The 18028-nt window shown below is 71.7% G+C and carries 13 protein-coding genes; 7 read left to right on the top strand and 6 right to left on the bottom strand.

The window, feature by feature from the left end; all coding sequences use genetic code 11:
• Nucleotides 1-50: 50 nt before the first annotated feature.
• The gene (locus ACWD11_RS30120) at nt 51-749 is read left to right on the top strand and encodes a hypothetical protein (protein ID WP_389418339.1); all 699 of its coding nucleotides are present in this window, start codon (nt 51-53) and stop codon (nt 747-749) included.
• 112 nt (nt 750-861) lie between these two features.
• On the top strand, nt 862-1638 hold the full coding sequence (locus tag ACWD11_RS30115) for a hypothetical protein (protein WP_389418338.1): 777 nt from the start codon (nt 862-864) through the stop codon (nt 1636-1638).
• Between the two features lie 67 nt (nt 1639-1705).
• On the opposite strand, the gene ACWD11_RS30110 is transcribed toward ACWD11_RS30115, so the two are convergent.
• A complete protein-coding gene (locus tag ACWD11_RS30110) occupies nt 1706-2470 on the bottom strand; it encodes an HNH endonuclease family protein (protein ID WP_389418337.1) in 765 nt (254 codons plus the stop codon).
• A 141-nt stretch (nt 2471-2611) separates the two neighbouring features.
• Here ACWD11_RS30110 and ACWD11_RS30105 point away from each other — a divergent pair, with 141 nt between their 5' ends.
• Entirely contained in the window at nt 2612-2797 is a 186-nt protein-coding gene (locus tag ACWD11_RS30105; RefSeq protein ID WP_383309817.1) for an Rv0909 family putative TA system antitoxin, read from the top strand.
• A 119-nt stretch (nt 2798-2916) separates the two neighbouring features.
• Here ACWD11_RS30105 and mfd read toward each other — a convergent pair whose 3' ends face one another.
• The 3 genes from mfd to ACWD11_RS30090 form a co-directional block, all read right to left on the bottom strand.
• Nucleotides 2917-6450, bottom strand: a complete 3534-nt coding sequence (gene mfd, locus ACWD11_RS30100; RefSeq protein WP_451286763.1) for a transcription-repair coupling factor — start codon at nt 6448-6450, stop codon at nt 2917-2919.
• A gap of 213 nt (nt 6451-6663) precedes the next feature.
• Nucleotides 6664-9243, bottom strand: a complete 2580-nt coding sequence (locus tag ACWD11_RS30095; protein WP_451286761.1) for an ABC transporter permease — start codon at nt 9241-9243, stop codon at nt 6664-6666.
• Entirely contained in the window at nt 9240-10028 is a 789-nt protein-coding gene (locus ACWD11_RS30090; RefSeq protein WP_389418334.1) for an ABC transporter ATP-binding protein, read from the bottom strand. Before ACWD11_RS30090 ends, ACWD11_RS30095 begins: the two co-directional genes overlap by 4 nt.
• Nucleotides 10029-10439: 411 nt before the next feature.
• On the opposite strand from ACWD11_RS30090, the gene ACWD11_RS30085 reads away from it, so the two are divergent.
• From ACWD11_RS30085 to ACWD11_RS30070, 4 genes are all read left to right on the top strand, one after another.
• Complete coding sequence (locus tag ACWD11_RS30085; RefSeq protein ID WP_451286759.1) at nt 10440-11918, top strand: MFS transporter; 1479 nt, start codon at nt 10440-10442, stop codon at nt 11916-11918.
• 19 nt (nt 11919-11937) lie between these two features.
• A complete protein-coding gene (locus ACWD11_RS30080) occupies nt 11938-12453 on the top strand; it encodes a GNAT family N-acetyltransferase (protein ID WP_451286757.1) in 516 nt (171 codons plus the stop codon).
• A 177-nt stretch (nt 12454-12630) separates the two neighbouring features.
• Complete coding sequence (locus tag ACWD11_RS30075; protein ID WP_451286755.1) at nt 12631-13032, top strand: DUF485 domain-containing protein; 402 nt, start codon at nt 12631-12633, stop codon at nt 13030-13032.
• The gene (locus ACWD11_RS30070; RefSeq protein ID WP_451117754.1) at nt 13029-14642 is read left to right on the top strand and encodes a sodium/solute symporter; all 1614 of its coding nucleotides are present in this window, start codon (nt 13029-13031) and stop codon (nt 14640-14642) included. Before ACWD11_RS30075 ends, ACWD11_RS30070 begins: the two co-directional genes overlap by 4 nt.
• A gap of 38 nt (nt 14643-14680) precedes the next feature.
• Here the strand turns inward: ACWD11_RS30070 and ACWD11_RS30065 are convergent, their stop codons facing one another.
• Both ACWD11_RS30065 and ACWD11_RS30060 read right to left on the bottom strand, forming a co-directional pair.
• Complete coding sequence (locus tag ACWD11_RS30065) at nt 14681-15568, bottom strand: cellulose-binding protein (RefSeq protein ID WP_451286753.1); 888 nt, start codon at nt 15566-15568, stop codon at nt 14681-14683.
• A 207-nt stretch (nt 15569-15775) separates the two neighbouring features.
• The coding region (locus ACWD11_RS30060) for an SUKH-4 family immunity protein (RefSeq protein ID WP_451286751.1) at nt 15776-18028 on the bottom strand (2253 nt) is incomplete at its 5' end.

Genomic DNA, 18028 nt, shown 5'->3' with positions numbered 1-18028 from the left:
ACGAGCGACCTCCGGTGGAGGCGGTCGCCGCTCAGGGGAGGGGAACAGCCATGGGCATGAAGGGCAAGGTCGCGCTGGGCGCCGTCGTGGGGATCGTCGTCATCGGCGCCGTATCGGCGAACGCCGGCGGCGACAGCAGCGGCTCCGGCGGTTCCAGCGGCTCCGGCGACAAGGGCTCTTCGGCGTCCGCGGACGGCAGCACCGGCGGGGACAAGAAGAAGACGGACACGGAGGAAGTCGCCGAGAAGAAGGTCGCGTTCGGGGGAGACGGCGACTTCGAGGTCGGTTCCGACATCAAGCCGGGCACGTATCGCACGACCGGCAACACCGACGGCCTGTGCTACTGGGAGCGAGCCAAGGACTCGTCCGGCGAGATGGACTCGCTGCTGGCCAACGACAATGTGACCGGCACCGGTTACGTCACCGTCAAGGCCACCGACAAGCTCTTCTCGTCCAGTGACTGCGGCGACTGGGAGGCCGTCGACGAGAAGGCGAAGGGCTCCCCTGCGTCGAAGATGACCGGCGACGCGGGCATGCTCAGAGTCGGCGTCGACATCGCCCCCGGCACCTACAAGTCCACCGGCAACACCGACGACTCCTGCTACTGGGAGCGCGCCAAGGACGCCGACCACTCGATCGACTCGATCATCGCCAACAACAACGTGACCGGCACGGCCGTCGTCACCATCAGCGCCTCGGACGCCTACTTCAAGACGTCCGGCTGCCAGGACTGGAAGAAGTCCGCCTGACCCTCTCCAGCGGGGCGCGGCCCACAGAGGCACACCAACGTCCCACCCCCAACTCACACAGTCACCAGCTCATCCAGCGCCCCGCGCGCTACGTCTTCACCGAGGAACCCTCATGCGTCGCACCGCACTCGCCGCCCTCTGCCTCACCGCCGTCGCCACCGTGGCCGTCACCGGCTGCCAGGGCGAGGACAAGTCGGAGGGCAAGGCCAGGGACAAGGCCGCCAGTTCCAGCAAGCCGAAGGAAGCGTTCGCCGGTCTGACCGGCGGGCAGATAGCCGACCGGGCGGTGAAGGCGACCCGCGGTGCCGACTCGTTGCGGATCACGGGCGACATCCCCGACGAGGAGAGCGGCGGCACCATCGGGATGGACATGGCCCTGAACCAGAAGGGCGACTGCGCCGGTCACATGAGCATGGACGGCGAGGGCCGGGCCGATCTGATCAAGGACGGCAACACCGTCTACATGAAGTACGACGAGGCCTTCCTGCGCAGCCAGAGCGAGGGCGAGCCCGAGGCGGATACCGACGCCGCGGTCGCCATGCTGGCGGGCAAGTGGACCAAGATGTCGGCGACGGGCGAGGGGGCCGAGGACTTCGACGCCTTCTGCGACCTGAACACGCTCCTCGGTGACGCCACCGGCGGCACGTCGGACGCGACACGCGGCGAGACCACCACGGTCGACGGCGCGCCCGCGATCACCCTGCACGAGAAGGACGGCAAGGAGCGGAACACGCTCTACGTCGCCACCGAGGGCGAGCCGTACGTGCTCAAGCTCGTCAGCACCAGCCCCTCGGACCCCGGCTCGCTCACGTTCAGCGACTACGGCAAGCCGGTCCCGACGGACAAGCCCACCGGCGACATCATCGACCTGGACGCACTCGGCGCCTGAGCCGCGAGCGACGCGGGGAGCAACGCCGGGAGCGACGCCCGGAGCCGGGACGCGGGCGTCTCCCCCGTCAGCCTCCGCACTGCCGCAGCATCATCTGCTTGTCGGGCGGGGTCACGGGCAGCTCGTACTTCAGCGAGACCTGGGCGAAGCGCACCGCGTAGGAGCAGCGGATCTGCTTGTTCGGGGGGAGCCAGGCGGCGGGGCCCGAGTCGCCCTTGGAGCTGTTGGTGCGGCCGTCGACGGGCATCAGGTTGAGCGGGTCGTTGGCGATGTCCTGCCGCTTGCCCTCGGTCCAGCGGGCGGCGCCCATCTGCCAGTCGTAGGAGAGCGGCATGACGTGGTCGATCTGGACCTCCGAGGCACGGGCCTTGGTCCAGTCGATCGTCCGGCCCGTGTACGGGTCGTCCAGCCGCATCGACATCACCACGCAGTCCGAGCCGGACCGGAAGCGCAGATCCTCGCCGTCGCGCTGGAGGAGGTCGTTGCGGGTGTCGCAGCCGTTGCGGGCGAACGGGATGCCGCCCGGCGCCGAGTCCATCCAGGCGTAACCGAACTCGTCCCGGTCGTACCCCGTCTTCGGGCCGCGGCCCTTGGTCGCCACCTTCTCGATCAGGGCCCGTGCCTCGGCCCGGTCGGCGTCGGAGGTGATGGCCGCCAGGCCCGGTTCCGTACCGTCGGGGTTGTCCAGGGGGTTGACCGAACGGCCCGCGCCCTGGGCCGGACCGGAGGCGGCGTCGTCCAGGGGCAGCTCCTCCAGGTCGTCGCAGCCCGTGAGTACGAGCACCATGCCGAGCACCGCGGCCGGCAGTGCCGCCCCGCCCCTACGCCGCATCACTGTGCGCCCCTCCCCTGCATGCCGATTACCTGTTCCCACCGTAGCCGCCGAGAGGTCCAGACCATATGGGCCGAAAATGCGCATCCGTCGCATCACCGGCGTATCGTCGGTTCTGAGTCACCTCGGAAGGAGCTCTGGATGGGCATCCTCGACAGATTCAAGGGCAACCGCGGCGCGCAGGACAAAGCCAAGGGCATGTCCGACACCGCGGAGAAGAAGGTCAACGACAAGACGGGCAACAAGTACGAGAGCCACGTCGACGACGCGCAGCGCAGAGGCGAGGGCGCGCTCGGCATGGACCGCGACAGGCCCGACCAGCCGTAAGGCCGGCCCGAAAGAGAAGCCGTCCGTGGAGACCCACCACCCCGCGGACGGCTTCGCCTTTCCGACTCCCGTCGGCGACCGCACCCACCAGCACGGCTACGACCGCACCACGGGCACCGCTACGACCCCAGGATCGTCGCCAGGAACTCCCCGACCCATCCCAGCAGTTCCCGCCCGACCAGCGGCTTCCCGCCCACCTTCGCCGTCTTCGGGCGCGGCACCAGCACCTGGTGCGCCGCCGGCTTGATCACGCTGCCCGGGTAGAGGCGCTTCAGCCGCAGTTCCTGCGACTCCCGCAACTCCACCGGCGCGAAACGGATGTTGGTGCCCTGGAGGACGATCTCGCCGACGCCGCACGCGCGGGCGAGCATGCGCAGGCCCGCCACCAGCAGCAGGTTCTCCACCGGCTCGGGCAACTTGCCGTAGCGGTCGACGAGTTCCTCGCGTACGGCCTTGACGTCCTCCTCCGTGTTGGCGGAGGCGATCGCGCGGTAGGCCTGCAGGCGCAGGCGCTCGCCGGGGGCGTAGTCGTGCGGGACGTGCGCGTCGACCGGGAGCTCGATCTTGACCTCCAGCGGCGGTTCCTCCTCCACGCCGCCTTCGAGGGAGGCGCGGTAGTCCGCCACCGCCTCGCCGACCATCCGGACGTACAGGTCGAAGCCGACGCCCGCGATGTGCCCGGACTGCTCGCCGCCGAGCAGGTTGCCCGCGCCGCGGATCTCCAGGTCCTTCATCGCCACGTACATGCCCGCGCCCATCTCCGTGTGCTGGGCGATCGTCGCCAGCCGCTCGTGGGCCGTCTCCGTCAGCGGCTTCTCCGGCGGGTACAGGAAGTAGGCGTACCCGCGCTCCCGGCCGCGGCCGACCCGGCCGCGCAGCTGGTGCAGCTGGGAGAGGCCGAAGTTGTCGCCGCGCTCGACGATCAGGGTGTTGGCGTTGGAGATGTCGATGCCCGACTCGACGATCGTCGTCGACACGAGCACGTCGAACTTCTTCTCCCAGAAGTCCACCACCACCTGTTCCAGGGCCGTCTCCGACATCTGGCCGTGGGCGATCGCGATGCGCGCCTCGGGGACGATGTCCCGGAGGCGGGCCGCCGCGCGGTCGATCGACTCCACCCGGTTGTGGATGTAGAAGACCTGGCCCTCGCGCAGGAGTTCACGGCGGATCGCGGCGCCGATCTGCTTCTCCTCGTACGGCCCGACGAAGGTCAGCACCGGGTGCCGCTCCTCCGGCGGGGTGGTGATCGTGGACATCTCGCGGATGCCCGTCACGGCCATTTCCAGGGTTCTGGGGATCGGTGTCGCGGACATGGTCAGGACGTCCACGTTCGCGCGCAGCTTCTTCAGCTGCTCCTTGTGCTCGACGCCGAAGCGCTGCTCCTCGTCGACGATGACCAGGCCGAGGTCCTTGAACTTCGTCTCCGACGAGAACAGCCGGTGGGTGCCGATGACGACGTCCACGGAGCCGTCCTTCAGCCCTTCCAGGACCGCCTTCGCCTCGGTGTCCGTCTGGAAGCGGCTGAGTGCGCGCACATTGACCGGGAACTGCGAGTACCGCTCGGAGAACGTCCCGAAGTGCTGCTGCACCAGCAGCGTCGTCGGCACCAGCACCGCCACCTGCTTGCCGTCCTGGACGGCCTTGAAGGCGGCCCGGACCGCGATCTCCGTCTTGCCGTAGCCGACGTCGCCGCAGACCAGGCGGTCCATGGGGATCGACTTCTCCATGTCCTCCTTGACCTCGGCGATGGTGGTCAGCTGGTCGGGAGTCTCGGCGTAGGGGAAGGCGTCCTCCAGCTCGCGCTGCCAGGGCGTGTCGGACCCGAAGGCGTGGCCGGGGGCCGCCATGCGCGCGCTGTACAGCTTGATCAGGTCGGCCGCGATCTCCTTGACGGCCTTCTTGGCGCGCGCCTTGGTCTTCGTCCAGTCGGCGCCGCCCAGGCGGTGCAGCGTGGGCGCCTCGCCGCCGACGTACTTCGTGATCTGCTCCAGCTGGTCGGTGGGGATGTAGAGCCGGTCGCCGGGCTGGCCGCGCTTGGCGGGGGCGTACTCCACGACGAGGTACTCGCGCGTGGCGCCCTGCACGGTCCGCTGGACCATCTCGATGTAGCGGCCGACGCCGTGCTGCTCGTGGACGATGTAGTCGCCGGCCTCCAGGGTCAGCGGGTCGATGGTCTTGCGGCGGCGGGCGGGCATGCGCGCGCCGTCCTTGCCGGCCGCCTTCTGGCCGGACAGGTCGGTCTCGGTGAGGACGGCGAGCTTCAGCGCCGGGTCGACGAAGCCGTAGTCGATCGAGCCGCACGCCACGTGCACGACGGACGGGCTCAGCGCGGTCAGGTCGGCGTCCAGGCGGGCGGCGATGCCCTCGCCGCCGAGCACCTCGACCGTGCGGGCCGCGGGGCCGTGGGCCTCGGTGACGTAGACGGCGCGCCAGCCGTCGGCGAGCCAGCCCTTGGTGTCGGCGAGCGCCTTGGCGGTGTCGCCGCGGTAGGTCTCGGGCGCGTGCATGCCGAGCTTGAGGGTGTCGGCCTCTTCGAGGGCGTCGTCCGCGGCGAACGGCGACACCGACCACCACATCATGTCCAGCTCGCGCGCGTGGTCGCGGACGTCCGCGATGGACCACAAGGAGGCCGCGCCGACGTCGATGGGTGCCTCGCCACCGCCCGCCGTGGCCGCCCAGGACGCCTGGAGGAACTCCTGCGAGGTCGCCACGAGGTCGGCGGCACGCGTGCGTACCCGCTCCGGATCGCACACCAGGGCCATCGCGCCCTTGGGCAGCACGTCCAGCAACAGCTCCATGTCGTCCACCAGGACCGGAGCCAGGGACTCCATTCCCTCTACGGCGATCCCCTCGGCGATCTTGCCGAGCAGCTCGCCGAGCTCCGGGTGCTGTTCGGCGAGGGCACGCGCGCGTGCGCGGACGTCCTCGGTGAGCAGCAGCTCGCGGCAGGGCGGCGCCCACAGGCCGTGCTCGGCGACCTCCAGGGAGCGCTGGTCGGCGACCTTGAAGTAGCGGATCTCCTCGACGTCGTCGCCCCAGAACTCGATGCGCAGGGGGTGTTCCTCGGTGGGCGGGAACACATCGAGGATGCCGCCCCGTACGGCGAACTCGCCGCGCTTCTCGACCAGCTCGACCCGGGAGTAGGCGGCGTCGGCGAGGGCCTCGACGATGTCGTTCAGGTCCGCGGTCTGGCCGGTGCGCAGGGCCACCGGTTCCAGGTCGCCGAGGCCCTTGACCTGCGGCTGGAGTACCGAGCGGACCGGCGCGACGACGACGGAGACCGGACCGGTCTCGGGGTCGTCGGGGCGGGGGTGGGTCAGGCGCCGCAGGACGGCGAGGCGGCGGCCGACGGTGTCGCTGCGGGGGCTGAGCCGCTCGTGCGGCAGCGTCTCCCAGGAGGGGTACTCCACGACGCCCTCCGGGGGGAGGAGGGAGCGCAGGGCGGCCGCCAGGTCCTCGGCCTCCCGGCCCGTCGCCGTCACCGCGAGCACGGGGCGGCCGGCGTCGCGGGCCAGCGCGGCGATCGCGAAGGGGCGGGCCGCCGGGGGGCCGACGAGGTCGACGTGCATGCGGGTGCCGTCGGTGGCCGCGGTGATCGCTTCCGCGAGGGCGGTGTCCTTGACGACGGCGTCGAGCAGACCGTGCAGGCTCATGTGGAGGGAGCTTCCGTCCGAGGGGTGGGGCAACGCGAAAGGGCCCGACTCGTCGTACGGGCCGGGGGTCTCCAGCGTACGTCGCCGCACTGACAGGCGCCGGGGCTGCGGACAAGCGGGTTGCCCATATGCCCGGTGCCGGGAAGCCCCCCAAGGCTTCCCGGCACCGGTTCCCCCGCAACCCCCGTGTGCGGTGGCTGTCCGACCCGCCCGCTACTCGGTCGCGATCGCGTTCAGGACGTTCATCCGGCCCGCCCGGAAGGCCGGGATCAGGGCGGCGAACAGGCCCACGAAGGCCGAGCCGATGAAGACGCCGCCGATGGTGACCCAGGGGATCTCCAGGATCTTCAGGCCCTCCAGCTCCAGCAGCTGCTGGGCCGTCGCGCCCCAGCCCATGCCGAGGCCGAGGCCGAGCAGGGCGCCGAAGAGGGCGATGACCACCGACTCCATGCGGATCATGCGGCGCAGCTGGCGGCGGGAGAGGCCGATGGCGCGCATCAGGCCGATCTCCCGGGTCCGCTCCACCACCGACAGGGCCAGGGTGTTCACCACTCCGAGGATCGCGACGATGATCGCGAGGGCCAGCAGGCCGTAGATCATGTTCAGCAGCTGGCCGATCTGGTCCTTCAGGGCTTCCTTGTAGTCGGTCTGGTCGCGCACGGTGTACTGCGGGTAGTCGTGCAGTGCCGCCTTCAGCGACTTGTACGCGGCGTCCTGCTGCCCGTCCTTCGCCGAGGCGAAGACCAGCTGGTCGAGCGGCATCTTGTCGGCCGGGACGTACTTGGCGAGCGTGGCGATCGAGATGTACTTGGAGCCGGCGTCGATGACCACGTCACTGCTGGTGATCGCCCGGACCGTCAGCTCGGCCGTGGCGCCGTCCTTGAAGGCGACCTTGATCTTCGAGCCGAGCTCGATGTCGTGCGCCTCGGCGAACTTCTCGTGGACGGACATCGAGTCGGGCTTGTACGCGTCGGCGAGGTTGCCGGCGACCGTCTTGGTGCGCAGGTCCTCGGCGTACGTCGGGTCGGCCGCGGTGATGTCGGTGTCCTTGAGCGTCTTGCCGTCGGGGGTGGTGTAGTCCGCCTCGGCGATCTTGTACTGGGTGACGTGCTCGAGGCCCGGGGTCGCCTTGGCCGCCTTCACGGCCTCGGGGGTGACCAGCTGGCCGCTGTCGGACTGGATGATGAAGTCCGTGCCGACGGTCTTGTCGAGCTGGTCCGTCGCCGAGGCGACCATCGAGGAGCCGACGACCGAGAGGCAGGCGACCAGCGCGAGGCCGATCATCAGGGCGGCGCCGGTGGCTCCCGTACGGCGCGGGTTGCGCAGGGCGTTGCGCTCGGCCATGCGGCCGACGGGGCCGAACATCCGCAGGATGAGGGCGCCCAGGACCCGTACCACCCCGCTCGCCAGGAGCGGGCCGATGACGACGAAGCCGATCAGGGACAGGACGATGCCGAGGCCGAGCCAGAGCGAGCCCTCCTTGGCCTTGTCGGCGGCGGTGGCCAGGTAGAGGCCGTAGCAGCCGGCCGCGGTGAGCAGCGTGCCGAGGACGGCCCGCACCCGGCCCGCCTTGGCGTCCGCCGGCGCGCCCGCGTCCCGCAGGGCGGCCATCGGGGAGACCTTGCCCGCACGGCGGGCCGGCAGGTAGGCGGCGAGGACGGTGACGACCACGCCGAGGACCAGGCCGACGGCCGGGGTGGTCCACACGATCGTCAGGTCGGAGGTGGACAGCTCCATGCCCATGGAGCCCATGAGCTTCATCAGGCCGATCGCGAGCCCGACGCCCGCGCCGACGCCCAGCAGCGAGCCGAATGTGCCCAGCAGCAGCGCCTCCACCAGCACGGACCGGTTGACCTGCTTGCGGCTGGAGCCGATGGCCCGCATCAGGCCGATCTCCCGGGTGCGCTGGGCGACCAGCATCGAGAAGGTGTTGATGATCAGGAAGATGCCGACGAGGAAGGCGATCCCGGCGAAGCCGAGCATCGCGTACTTCATGACGTTCATGAAGCCCTCGACGTCCTTCTGGTTGGCGTCGGCGGTCTCCTTGGCCGTCTGCACCTTGTAGTCGCCGCCGGTCGCGGCGAGCACGTTCCTCTTCAGCTGCGCGTCGCTGACCCCGCTCACGGCCGTGACGTTGACGTTGGTGTAGACGTCCGGCTCACCGGCGAGCGTCCGCTGCGCGGTGGCGGTGTCCAGGTAGAAGATCGCCGCGCCGGGGTTGGTGACCTCGAAGTCGGCGATGCCGGAGATCTTCGCGGTGTGCGTGCCGACGGCGCTGATCACGCCGATCTCGTCACCGAGCTTCAGGTCGTGCTTGTCGATGGTGTCCGCGTCCACCATGACCTGGTCGGGGCCCTTCGGCGCCGTACCGGAGGTGATCTTCATGGTGCGGGCGTCGTTGCCGTTCCAGCTGCCGACGATGGTCGGGGCGCCGCTGGAGGGCGAGAGGCTGTCCTTGTCGCCGTCGACGACGGTCACCGAGGTGGTGAAGACGGTGCCCTCCGCCGACTTCACGCCCTCGGCGCCGCGCACCCGCTCCACCACGGTGGCCGGCATGACCGGCGGCTTGCCGTTGTCGGCGGTGGTCTCACCGGTGTCCGAGGCGTCCTTCGAGCTGACCGTCACATCGGAGGAGGTGGCGGCGAACAGCTTGTCGAAGGTGGTGTTCATGGTGTCGGTGAACACCAGGGTTCCGCAGACGAAGGCCACCGACAGCATGACCGCCACGGCCGACAGGGCCATCCGGCCCTTGTGCGCGAAGAAGTTGCGCATCGAGGTCTTCAGCACGGTCATGACGTACGCCCCCGGGCGTCGAAGTCCTTCATGCGGTCCAGGACGGCCTCGGCGGTCGGCTTGAACATCTCGTCGACGATGCGGCCGTCGGCGAGGTAGAGCACCCGGTCCGCGTAGGAGGCGGCGACCGGGTCGTGCGTGACCATCACGATGGTCTGCCCGAGTTCGTCGACCGAGCGGCGCAGGAAGCCCAGGACCTCGGCGCCCGCGCGGGAGTCGAGGTTTCCGGTCGGCTCGTCACCGAAGATGATCTCGGGGCGGGCGGCCAGTGCCCGGGCCACGGCGACGCGTTGCTGCTGGCCGCCGGAGAGCTGGGTGGGCCGGTGCTTGAGCCGGTCGGACAGTCCCACGGTGTCCACCACGCGGTCGAGCCACTGCTTGTCGGGCTTGCGCCCGGCGATGTCCATCGGCAGCGTGATGTTCTCGAGCGCGTTCAGCGTGGGCAGCAGGTTGTACGCCTGGAAGATGAAGCCGATCCGGTCCCGGCGCAGCTGAGTGAGCTTCTTGTCCTTCAGCCCGGTGATCTCGGTCTCGTCCAGGTAGATCTGACCACTGGTCACGGTGTCGAGACCGGCGAGGCAGTGCATCAGGGTGGACTTGCCGGACCCCGAGGGGCCCATGATCGCGGTGAACTGTCCCCGCGCGATGTCCACGTCCACATGGTCCAGGGCCACGACCCGGGTCTCCCCGGACCCGTAGGCCTTCACGACCTGGCGCGCCCGGGCGGCAACGGCCGTACGCCCTCCAGTGCCCCCGTGCCTGGGAATGGTTACGGCCGATGTCATGGCAAATCTCCTATGTCGGTCAACAAGTGCGTCATGCGATGCGTCATGCGAAGCGGTGCTGAGCGGTACGACGATGAGTCTGGTCCCGGGAGGGGTCGTGGCGCGCTGGTGCCCAGCGCAGTCTTGTACGGGGGAAAACCCCACCCCCGCGAGGCCGGTCAGCCGCCCCCCAGCGGCATAAAGCCAGGTTAAGGACCGGCCGGAGCCCGTTCGTCCTCCGCCGGGACGAACCCTCCCCGAGCCCTGGTGGGGAGGTACCCCTAGGGGCAGTGCACCTTTGGGCGGAGGTGTTCTCGGGGTCGCCTCCTCCTTCAGCCTCATCCCTGCCGCGACGTGAGGTTCAAGTGGGATGCTGTCGGGCGGCAGATAGGTGCAAGGGGAAGGTATCCTGTGGGCGGCGACACGAGACCTGTGACCCGAGACTGCGCACAGCGCACCGGGACCGAGCGGCGCGGTGCCGTGGTGGCCGCCCTGATGCTGGCCATGGCGCTGGCCGCGCTGGACTCCACCATCGTCTCCACCGCCGTCCCCCAGATCGTCGGCGACCTCGGCGGCTTCTCCTACTTCTCCTGGCTCTTCTCCGGCTATCTGCTGGCCGTGACGGTGAGCCTGCCCGTCTACGGCAAGCTCTCCGACACCTTCGGCCGCAAGCCGGTGCTGGTGGCGGGCGCCGCCGTGTTCCTGCTCGGCTCGCTGCTGTGCGCGGTGGCCTGGAACATGGGGGCGCTGATCGCGTTCCGGATCCTGCAGGGCCTCGGCGGCGGCGCGCTGCAGGGGACGGTCCAGACGCTCGCCGCGGATCTGTACCCGCTCAAGGAGCGCCCCCGGATCCAGTCCAAGCTGTCCACGGTGTGGGCGGTGTCCGCGGTGGCCGGACCGGGTGTGGGCGGCCTGCTGGCGGCGTACGCGGACTGGCGGTGGATCTTCCTGGTCAACCTGCCCGTCGGGGCGGTGGCGTTGTGGCTGATCGTGCGTCATCTGCACGAGCCGGAGCGGAAAACGCCCGCCACGCGCGCGCGTGTCGACTGGGCGGGCGCGGTCGCGGTGTTCGCGTGCGGCGGCGTCCTGCTGACCGCGCTGGTGCAGGGCGGGGTGGCTTGGCCCTGGCTGTCGGCGCCCTCGATCGCCCTGCTGGCGACGGGAGGCGTGCTCGTGGGGGTCGTCGTCCTGGTCGAGCGCCGGGCCGCGGAGCCGATCATCCCGGGCTGGGTCTGGCGCCGCCGTACGATCGCCGCGGTCAACCTCGCGCTCGGCGCGCTGGGCCTGCTGATGGTCGCCCCGACCGTCTTCCTGCCCACCTACGCCCAGTCGGTGCTCGGACTCGGCCCCATGGCCGCCGGATTCGTGCTGTCCGTATGGACGTTGAGCTGGCCGGTGTCGGCCGCCCTCAGCCAGCACGTGTACCGCAGGATCGGCTTCCGGGACACCGCGCTGCTCGGCATGGCGGCCGCGGCCCTGGTCCTGTTCGCCTTCCCGTTACTGCCGTATCCGGGCCAGGCCTGGCAGCCGACGCTGCTGATGCTGCTGCTCGGGGGCGCGCTCGGGCTCTTCCAGCTGCCGCTGATCGTGGGCGTCCAGTCGACGGTGGGCTGGTCGGAGCGGGGCACCACCACGGCGTCCGTGCTGTTCTGCCGGCAGACCGGGCAGACGCTGGGCGCGGCGGCCTTCGGCGCCATCGCCAACGGTGTCCTCGCGGCCCGCCTCGGCGGCGCGAGCGACCTGGACCCGGTCACCGGCGCCGTCGGCTCGGGGGCGGCGGCGGAGGCGACGCGGCACGCGGTCGCGGACGCGGTGCACGCCGTGTATCTGGGGGCAGCCTGTGCCGCGGCGCTGGCGTTCCTGGTGCTGCTGTTCCTGGCGCCGCGGAAATTCCCGGTGATCGGGGACTGAACGGGCCTACCCTGGCCGCATGGTGAGGCTGGAGCGGCTGCGGGCCGATCACGCGGACGCGGTGCTGGCCTTCGAGCGGGAGAACCGCGCGTACTTCGTGCGCACGATCCCCGACCGCGGTGACGCCTACTTCGAACCCGCAGGTTTCGCCGCCCGCCACCAGGCCCTGCTGACCGAACAGGCCCTCGGCATCAGCCACTTCCATGTCCTGTTCGACGACGAGAACCGGCTGATCGGCCGGATCAACCTGATGGACGTCGAGCACGGTGGCGGCGAACTCGGCTATCGCGTCGGGGAGCGGGCCGCGGGCAGGGGGGTGGCGACGGCGGCGGTCCGGGCCGTGTGCGAGCTGGCCGCCACCGCGTACGGGCTCACGGAGCTCACCGCGGTCACGACGCTCGACAACCTGGCGTCCCGGGCGGTGCTGGAGCGCAACGCCTTCTCCCCCACCGGCGAACTCGTGATCGACGAGCGGCCCGGCATCGCCTATCACCGCGCGCTGCGGCAGTCGGCGCTCTCGAAAAGTCGGAGTTAACGGGGGTAACACCTGAGGTCAGAGGCGGCGAAGCGCAAGCAAGCGCATACCGACCACTCAGTTTGCCGAAAGCCTCGCGGATCTTGCTACCAGCGAGTAACGTGCGTCACCCGCTCGACCGCCCCCCACCTCCCTGCGGTCCGTACCGGACCCGAGCCGCCACGCAAGGAGTACGGGATGTCCCCCGACTCGTATCCGCCGTCCCCGCACCGGCCTCCCCAGCCGTATGCCGAACCCCCACGGCACCGCGCCCCGCGCCACCCCGCGCTCGGCCACCACAGCGACCTGCGCATCCTGCGCAACGCCTACCGCTGGCAGCGGCGCACCGCCACCCTCACCGCGCTCGGCTACTTCGTCCTGTTCCTGATCCTGTCGGCGACCGCGCCGGCCTTCATGACGAGCACCTTCACCGACGGTCTGCCCACCGGACTGCTGCTCGCCCTGGTCCAGCTCCCCGTCACCTGGCTGGCGATCGCGCTGTACGAGCACACCGCGCGCCGTCACGTCGACCCGCTCGCGGAGCGCATCCGCAAGCAGGCCGCGGTGGACGCCCGGCGCGAGGAGGCGGCGCGGCGATGACCACCCAGTTCAGCGGTGACGCACAGGCGATGTCCCTGGTGGCGTTCTCCGCCGTCGCCACCATCACGCTGCTGCTGTGCGTGATGACCGGCCCCGACCGGGACGACCTCGACGAGTTCTACACCGGCTACGGCTCCCTGTCCGCGATGCGCAACGGCCTGGCCATAGGCGGCGACTACATATCCGCCGCGACCGTGCTCGGCACCACCGGCGTCATCGCCCTGTACGGCTACGACGGCATCGTCCTCGCCCTCAGCACGGCGCTGTCGCTGATGCTGCTGATGTTCCTGCTGGCCGAACCGCTGCGCAACGCGGGCCGGTTCACCATGGGGGACGCGCTCGCCCGCCGGATGCCCGGGCGCAGCGTGCGGATCACGGCGTGCGTGGTGACGATCGCCGCGCTGGTGCCGCTGATGGTGGTCCAACTCGCCGGCACCGGGCAGCTGATGGCGTTCATCCTCGGCTTCTCCGGTGACTCGATGAAGACGGGCTGCATCATCGGTCTCGGTGCGCTGATGATCAGTTACGCGGCGATCGGCGGGATGAAGGGCACCGCGCTCATCCAGATCCTGAAGATGGTGATGCTGCTGGGCTCCGGCGCCGTGGTCGCCGTCCTGGTGCTGAGCAAGTTCGACTGGAACCCGGCCGCCCTCTTCGACGCCGCCGCCGAGGGGAGCGGGGTGGGATCCGCCTTCCTCAGCTCCGGGCTGCAGTTCTCGGGCGGGCCGCATCCGGGCCTCGACATGGTCAGCTCCCAGCTGGCCGTCGTCCTCGGCGGTGCCTGTCTGCCGCACGTCACCATGCGGATGTACACCGCCGACAGCGCCCGGCAGGTCCGCCGTTCGATGTCCTGGGCGGTCTCCACGGTCGTGCTGTTCGTGCTGGTCATCACCGTCGTAGGCTTCGGCGCGACCGCGCTGATCGGGCGGGCGGGGATCGCCGGGGCCGATCCGCAGGGCAACACCGCCTATCTGCTCGGTTCCCAGGCCGCGTTCGGGGCCGAGGTCTCCACGGCGGAGACCTTCCTGTTCACCACGGTCACCACGGCGATCTTCCTGACGGTGCTCGCCTCGGTCGCCGGGATGATCCTCGCCTGCGCCAACACCCTCGCCCACGACGTGTTCGCCACCCGGCTGCGGGAGTTGTCGGGGCGCCGCGAGATGACGCTGGCGCGGCTGTCCGCGCTGGCGGTGGGGGCGCCGGCGATCCTGTTGGCCACGATGGTGCAGCACCGCAGTCTGCAGCCGCTGGTGACGCTGTCGTTCTGCCTCGGCGCCTCGGCCATCGCGCCCGCGCTGGTCTACAGCCTCTTCTGGCGCCGGTACACCCGCACCGGCCTGCTCGCCACGCTCATCGGCGGTTCCCTGGTGGTGCTGCTGATGATGCCGGGCACCAACCTGGTCTCCGGATCACCCTTCTCCGCCTTCCCGGAGGCCGACTTCAACTGGTTCCCGTTCACCACGACCGGCCTCGTCTCCATCCCCGCGGGCTTCCTGTTCGGCTGGCTGGGCACGCTGGCCTCGGGCCGCCGAAAGGCCGAGGAGCAACGGCACCAGTACGAGGCGGTGGAGGGCTGGATCCTGGCAGGCGCCACCCGCCACCAGAACTGACGAACCCGGGCCGCGAGGGTGGGCGCCGCCGGGGGTGGTTACTCCGCCGCGGCTCGGCCTGTCAGGGTGGTGAGGCTGGTGCGTACGTGGTCCATGTGGGCGCGTACGTCGTCCCAGCGTTCGCCGTGTTCGCGCAGCACGCGCTCGGTTTCGCTCGCGATGCGCTCCTCCCGTACCCGTGCTTCCGCGATCATCTCGGCCGCCCGCGCCCGCGCCTCCTCCTGGCTCCGGCGCCCCGCCGCCTCGGCATCGGCGAGCGCCTGCTTCGCGTCGGAGAGCGCGGCCTCCGCGCGGGCCACCCGCTCGGCATGCCGGGCCTCGGCGGCGGCCGCCCGCTCCTCGGCCTCGCGCTCGAACGCGGCCAGCCGTTCGGCGTACTCCCTGGCCTGCTCGGTGAGCAGGCCGGTGGTGCGCTGCCGCACCTCGCGCAGGGCGGCCGTCGCTTCCCCGCGGCAGTCCTTGACCTCGCGCCGGGCCGTGATCCGGATCTCGTCCGCCTCGGCGCGCGCCGCGAGCAGACGCTGACGCGCGCGCTCCTCCGCCTCGGCGCGCACCGAGTCGGCGTGCTCCTGCGCCGCCCCCTGCACGCTGTCCGCGTGCGCCCGCGCCTCTTCCGCGAGGCGCCGCGCCTCCTGCCGAGCGTTCTCCCGCACCGCCGCGGCCTCCTCCACACCCAGTTCGAAGAGGCGCCGCGCGCGCTCCCCGAGGGCGTCGTACGTCTGGGGCGCGAGCCGGGCCACGGTCTCCCGCATCCGTACCGCCTCGGCCTGCATCTCCTTGGCGAGCACGGTCAGCCGGGCGGCGCGCTCCCACGCGGCGTCCCGGTCCTGGGAGAGGGCGGCGGCGAACGCGTCGACCTGTTCGGGACGGTACCCACGCCCCCGTACGGCCACGAAGCCGTGGGGCGGGACCGGTGTGCCGCTCATGCTGGAACCCCTCTCCATCAGACGGACGCACAATCATGATTTCGCGGCCATCTTCATGTATGGGAAAGAAAGGTACATAACGCGACACTCCGGTCATGGGTCACGCGCCGTCCGGGTCATGCACCGTCCGGGGGTACGAAGACGCCGGGCCCGGTCGTCCTGACCGGGCCCGGCGTCCACGCGTGCGTGCCGCTCAGCGGCGGTGCGTCACAGCAGGCCGTCCCACATCTGCTCCAGCAGGACCGACCACCAGCTCTCCGGCGAACCGAGCGCCGCCGGGTCCAGCGCGGCCAGCTGCGCCTGGAAGTCGACGGTCCAGCGGCCCGCCTGCTCCTGGTTCAGCCCGAACCGCAGCCGCCACATCCGGCCCAGCAGCGCCAGACAGCGCTGGAACTCGGGCAGCCCGGTGTTCACGAACTGCGGCGGCACGGGCGCCCCGCCCGGACCAGCCTCCACCGGCACCGCGACGATGTTCGCCGTCCCGTACTGGACACAGATCGCCCGGCCGAAGTCGCTGCCCATCACCAGGTACGAGCCCGCGTCCGAGGCCGGCTGCACGCCGCGCTCGACCGCCAGCTCCGCCAGCGTCGGCACCGGCCGCCCCGGCTGGGCCTGGGCCCAGAAGAAGGGGCCCATGTCCATCGGCAGCCCCGCCGCGACCAGGCTGTGCGCCACGATCGGCGGCACGCCCTGCCGGGACACGGCGGCCTGCTCGAACCGGAACACCCCCGGCCCGAACGCCGCGGCCAGCTCCTGCCCGATCGCCTCCGGCGGCACCGGCGGCGCGGGCGGCACCGGCGGCAGCGGCGCCCGCACCGGCGCGGGCCGCGCGGGGCCGTCCGCCACCTGGTGCAGCTCGCCCTGGTGCGCCAGCAACTGCCGCATCCCCTGCTGCCGGCTCGCGTGATCCCTGCCGTACGGCGCGATGCTCGCGATCCGCGCCTGCGGCCACTGCTCCCGGATCATCCGCGCGCAGTACGCGCCCGGCAGCTCGCACGACTCCAGCTCGGTGTGCAGCTCCAGCACCTGGTCCGGCGGCACGTTCATGGCGCGCAGCTCGTGGAAGATCTGCCACTCCGGGTGCGGCGTGCCCGGCGCCGAACGCCGGATCAGCTGCTGCTCGGAACCGTCCTGCGCGCGGTAGCGCAGCACGGCCTGGTACCCCGGGCCCACGGTCGGCTGACCGGTGGGCTGCTGCGGGTAGCCGTACGCCGGGGGCTGCTGACCCGGCATGGGCATCGGCACGGGCATCGGCTGACCGGGCGGCGGCATCGCACCGGGGGGCATCGCGCCGGGCGGCATCGGCGGATGTACGGCGCCCGGTGCCATGCCGGGGGCGCCCGGAGCGCCAGGGGCGTGCGGCGGCGGAGGCGCGCCGGGGCCGCCCACGGGGGGCGCGGACAGCACGGTCTCCGCGTGGTGCACGGCACCGCGGCGGGCGCCGGGCATGCCGGGGGCTCCCGGAGGCTGCGGGGCGCCCGGGGCTCCGGGCGGGTTCGGCATCCCCGGGGCGTTCGGCGCACCGGGCGGGCCAGGAGGCTGCGGCACGCCGGCGCCCCCGCCCATCTGGCTCGGGCCGGCCAGCATCGTGGCAGCATGGTGCACACCGCCCGGAGGCGTCCCGCCGGGCGCACCCGGAGCGCCGGGAGGGTGCGGCACGCCCGGACCGGCCGGGCCGCCGGGGCCCTCGGGTCCGAGCGCGGACACGAGCTGCGTCGGTACGTACCCGCCCGCGGGCGTCCCCGGCGCACCAGGGCCGGACGGCGCGGGCGGCGGCGTGGCGCCGGGGCGCGCGCCCGGCACTCCGGGGGCGCTCGGCGGAGGCGGCGGAGTCGCCGCACGACGCTGCGGAGGCGCCGCCTTGCTCGTCGCGGCGTCGGCGATGTCCCCGGCGTTCGGCGCGAGCGGCCGGCCCGGCCCGGCGTCGGGGGCGGCACCCGGGCCGCCCTGCCGGTAACCGGAGGAAGGCGCGCCCGCGGGAGGCGGAGGCGTGGCACCCGGCGCGGGGGCGCCCGGAGCGGGCGTACCGCCGGGCGCGGCCGAGTCGTCGAGCGCCGGCGCCAGCGCGGTGCGCGGCAGCTGGCTGCCCCCCGACATCAACGCCGTCTTCGCGTCCGGCACGGCCGGCGGCGGCGTGCGGTCGTCCACCTCGTTCAGCTGTTGCGCGAACACGGTCGCGGGCAGCGGTACGGAACGGTCCTCACCGGCGTCCGCGTTGGTGTCCGTACCGGCCCAGGGAGTCGCCCCGGCCACCCCGGCATCGGGCCAGGCCGACCCCGCTCCGGGCGCCCCGGCCTGCGTCTCCGGCAAAACCCCACCACCAGCACCAGCCCCGGCACCGGACCCGGCCCCGGCGCCCGCACCAGACCCGCCCGGCGCATCGGCCACCCCGGCATCCGGCCAAGCCGAACCCGCCCCCGGCGCCCCGGCCTGCGTCTCCGGCAAAACCCCACCACCAGC

It is taken from the genome of Streptomyces sp. NPDC002776 (assembly GCF_053592195.1).
The sequence above is the reverse complement of the archived record's forward strand: the minus strand, read 5'-3'. Positions and strand labels throughout refer to the sequence as shown.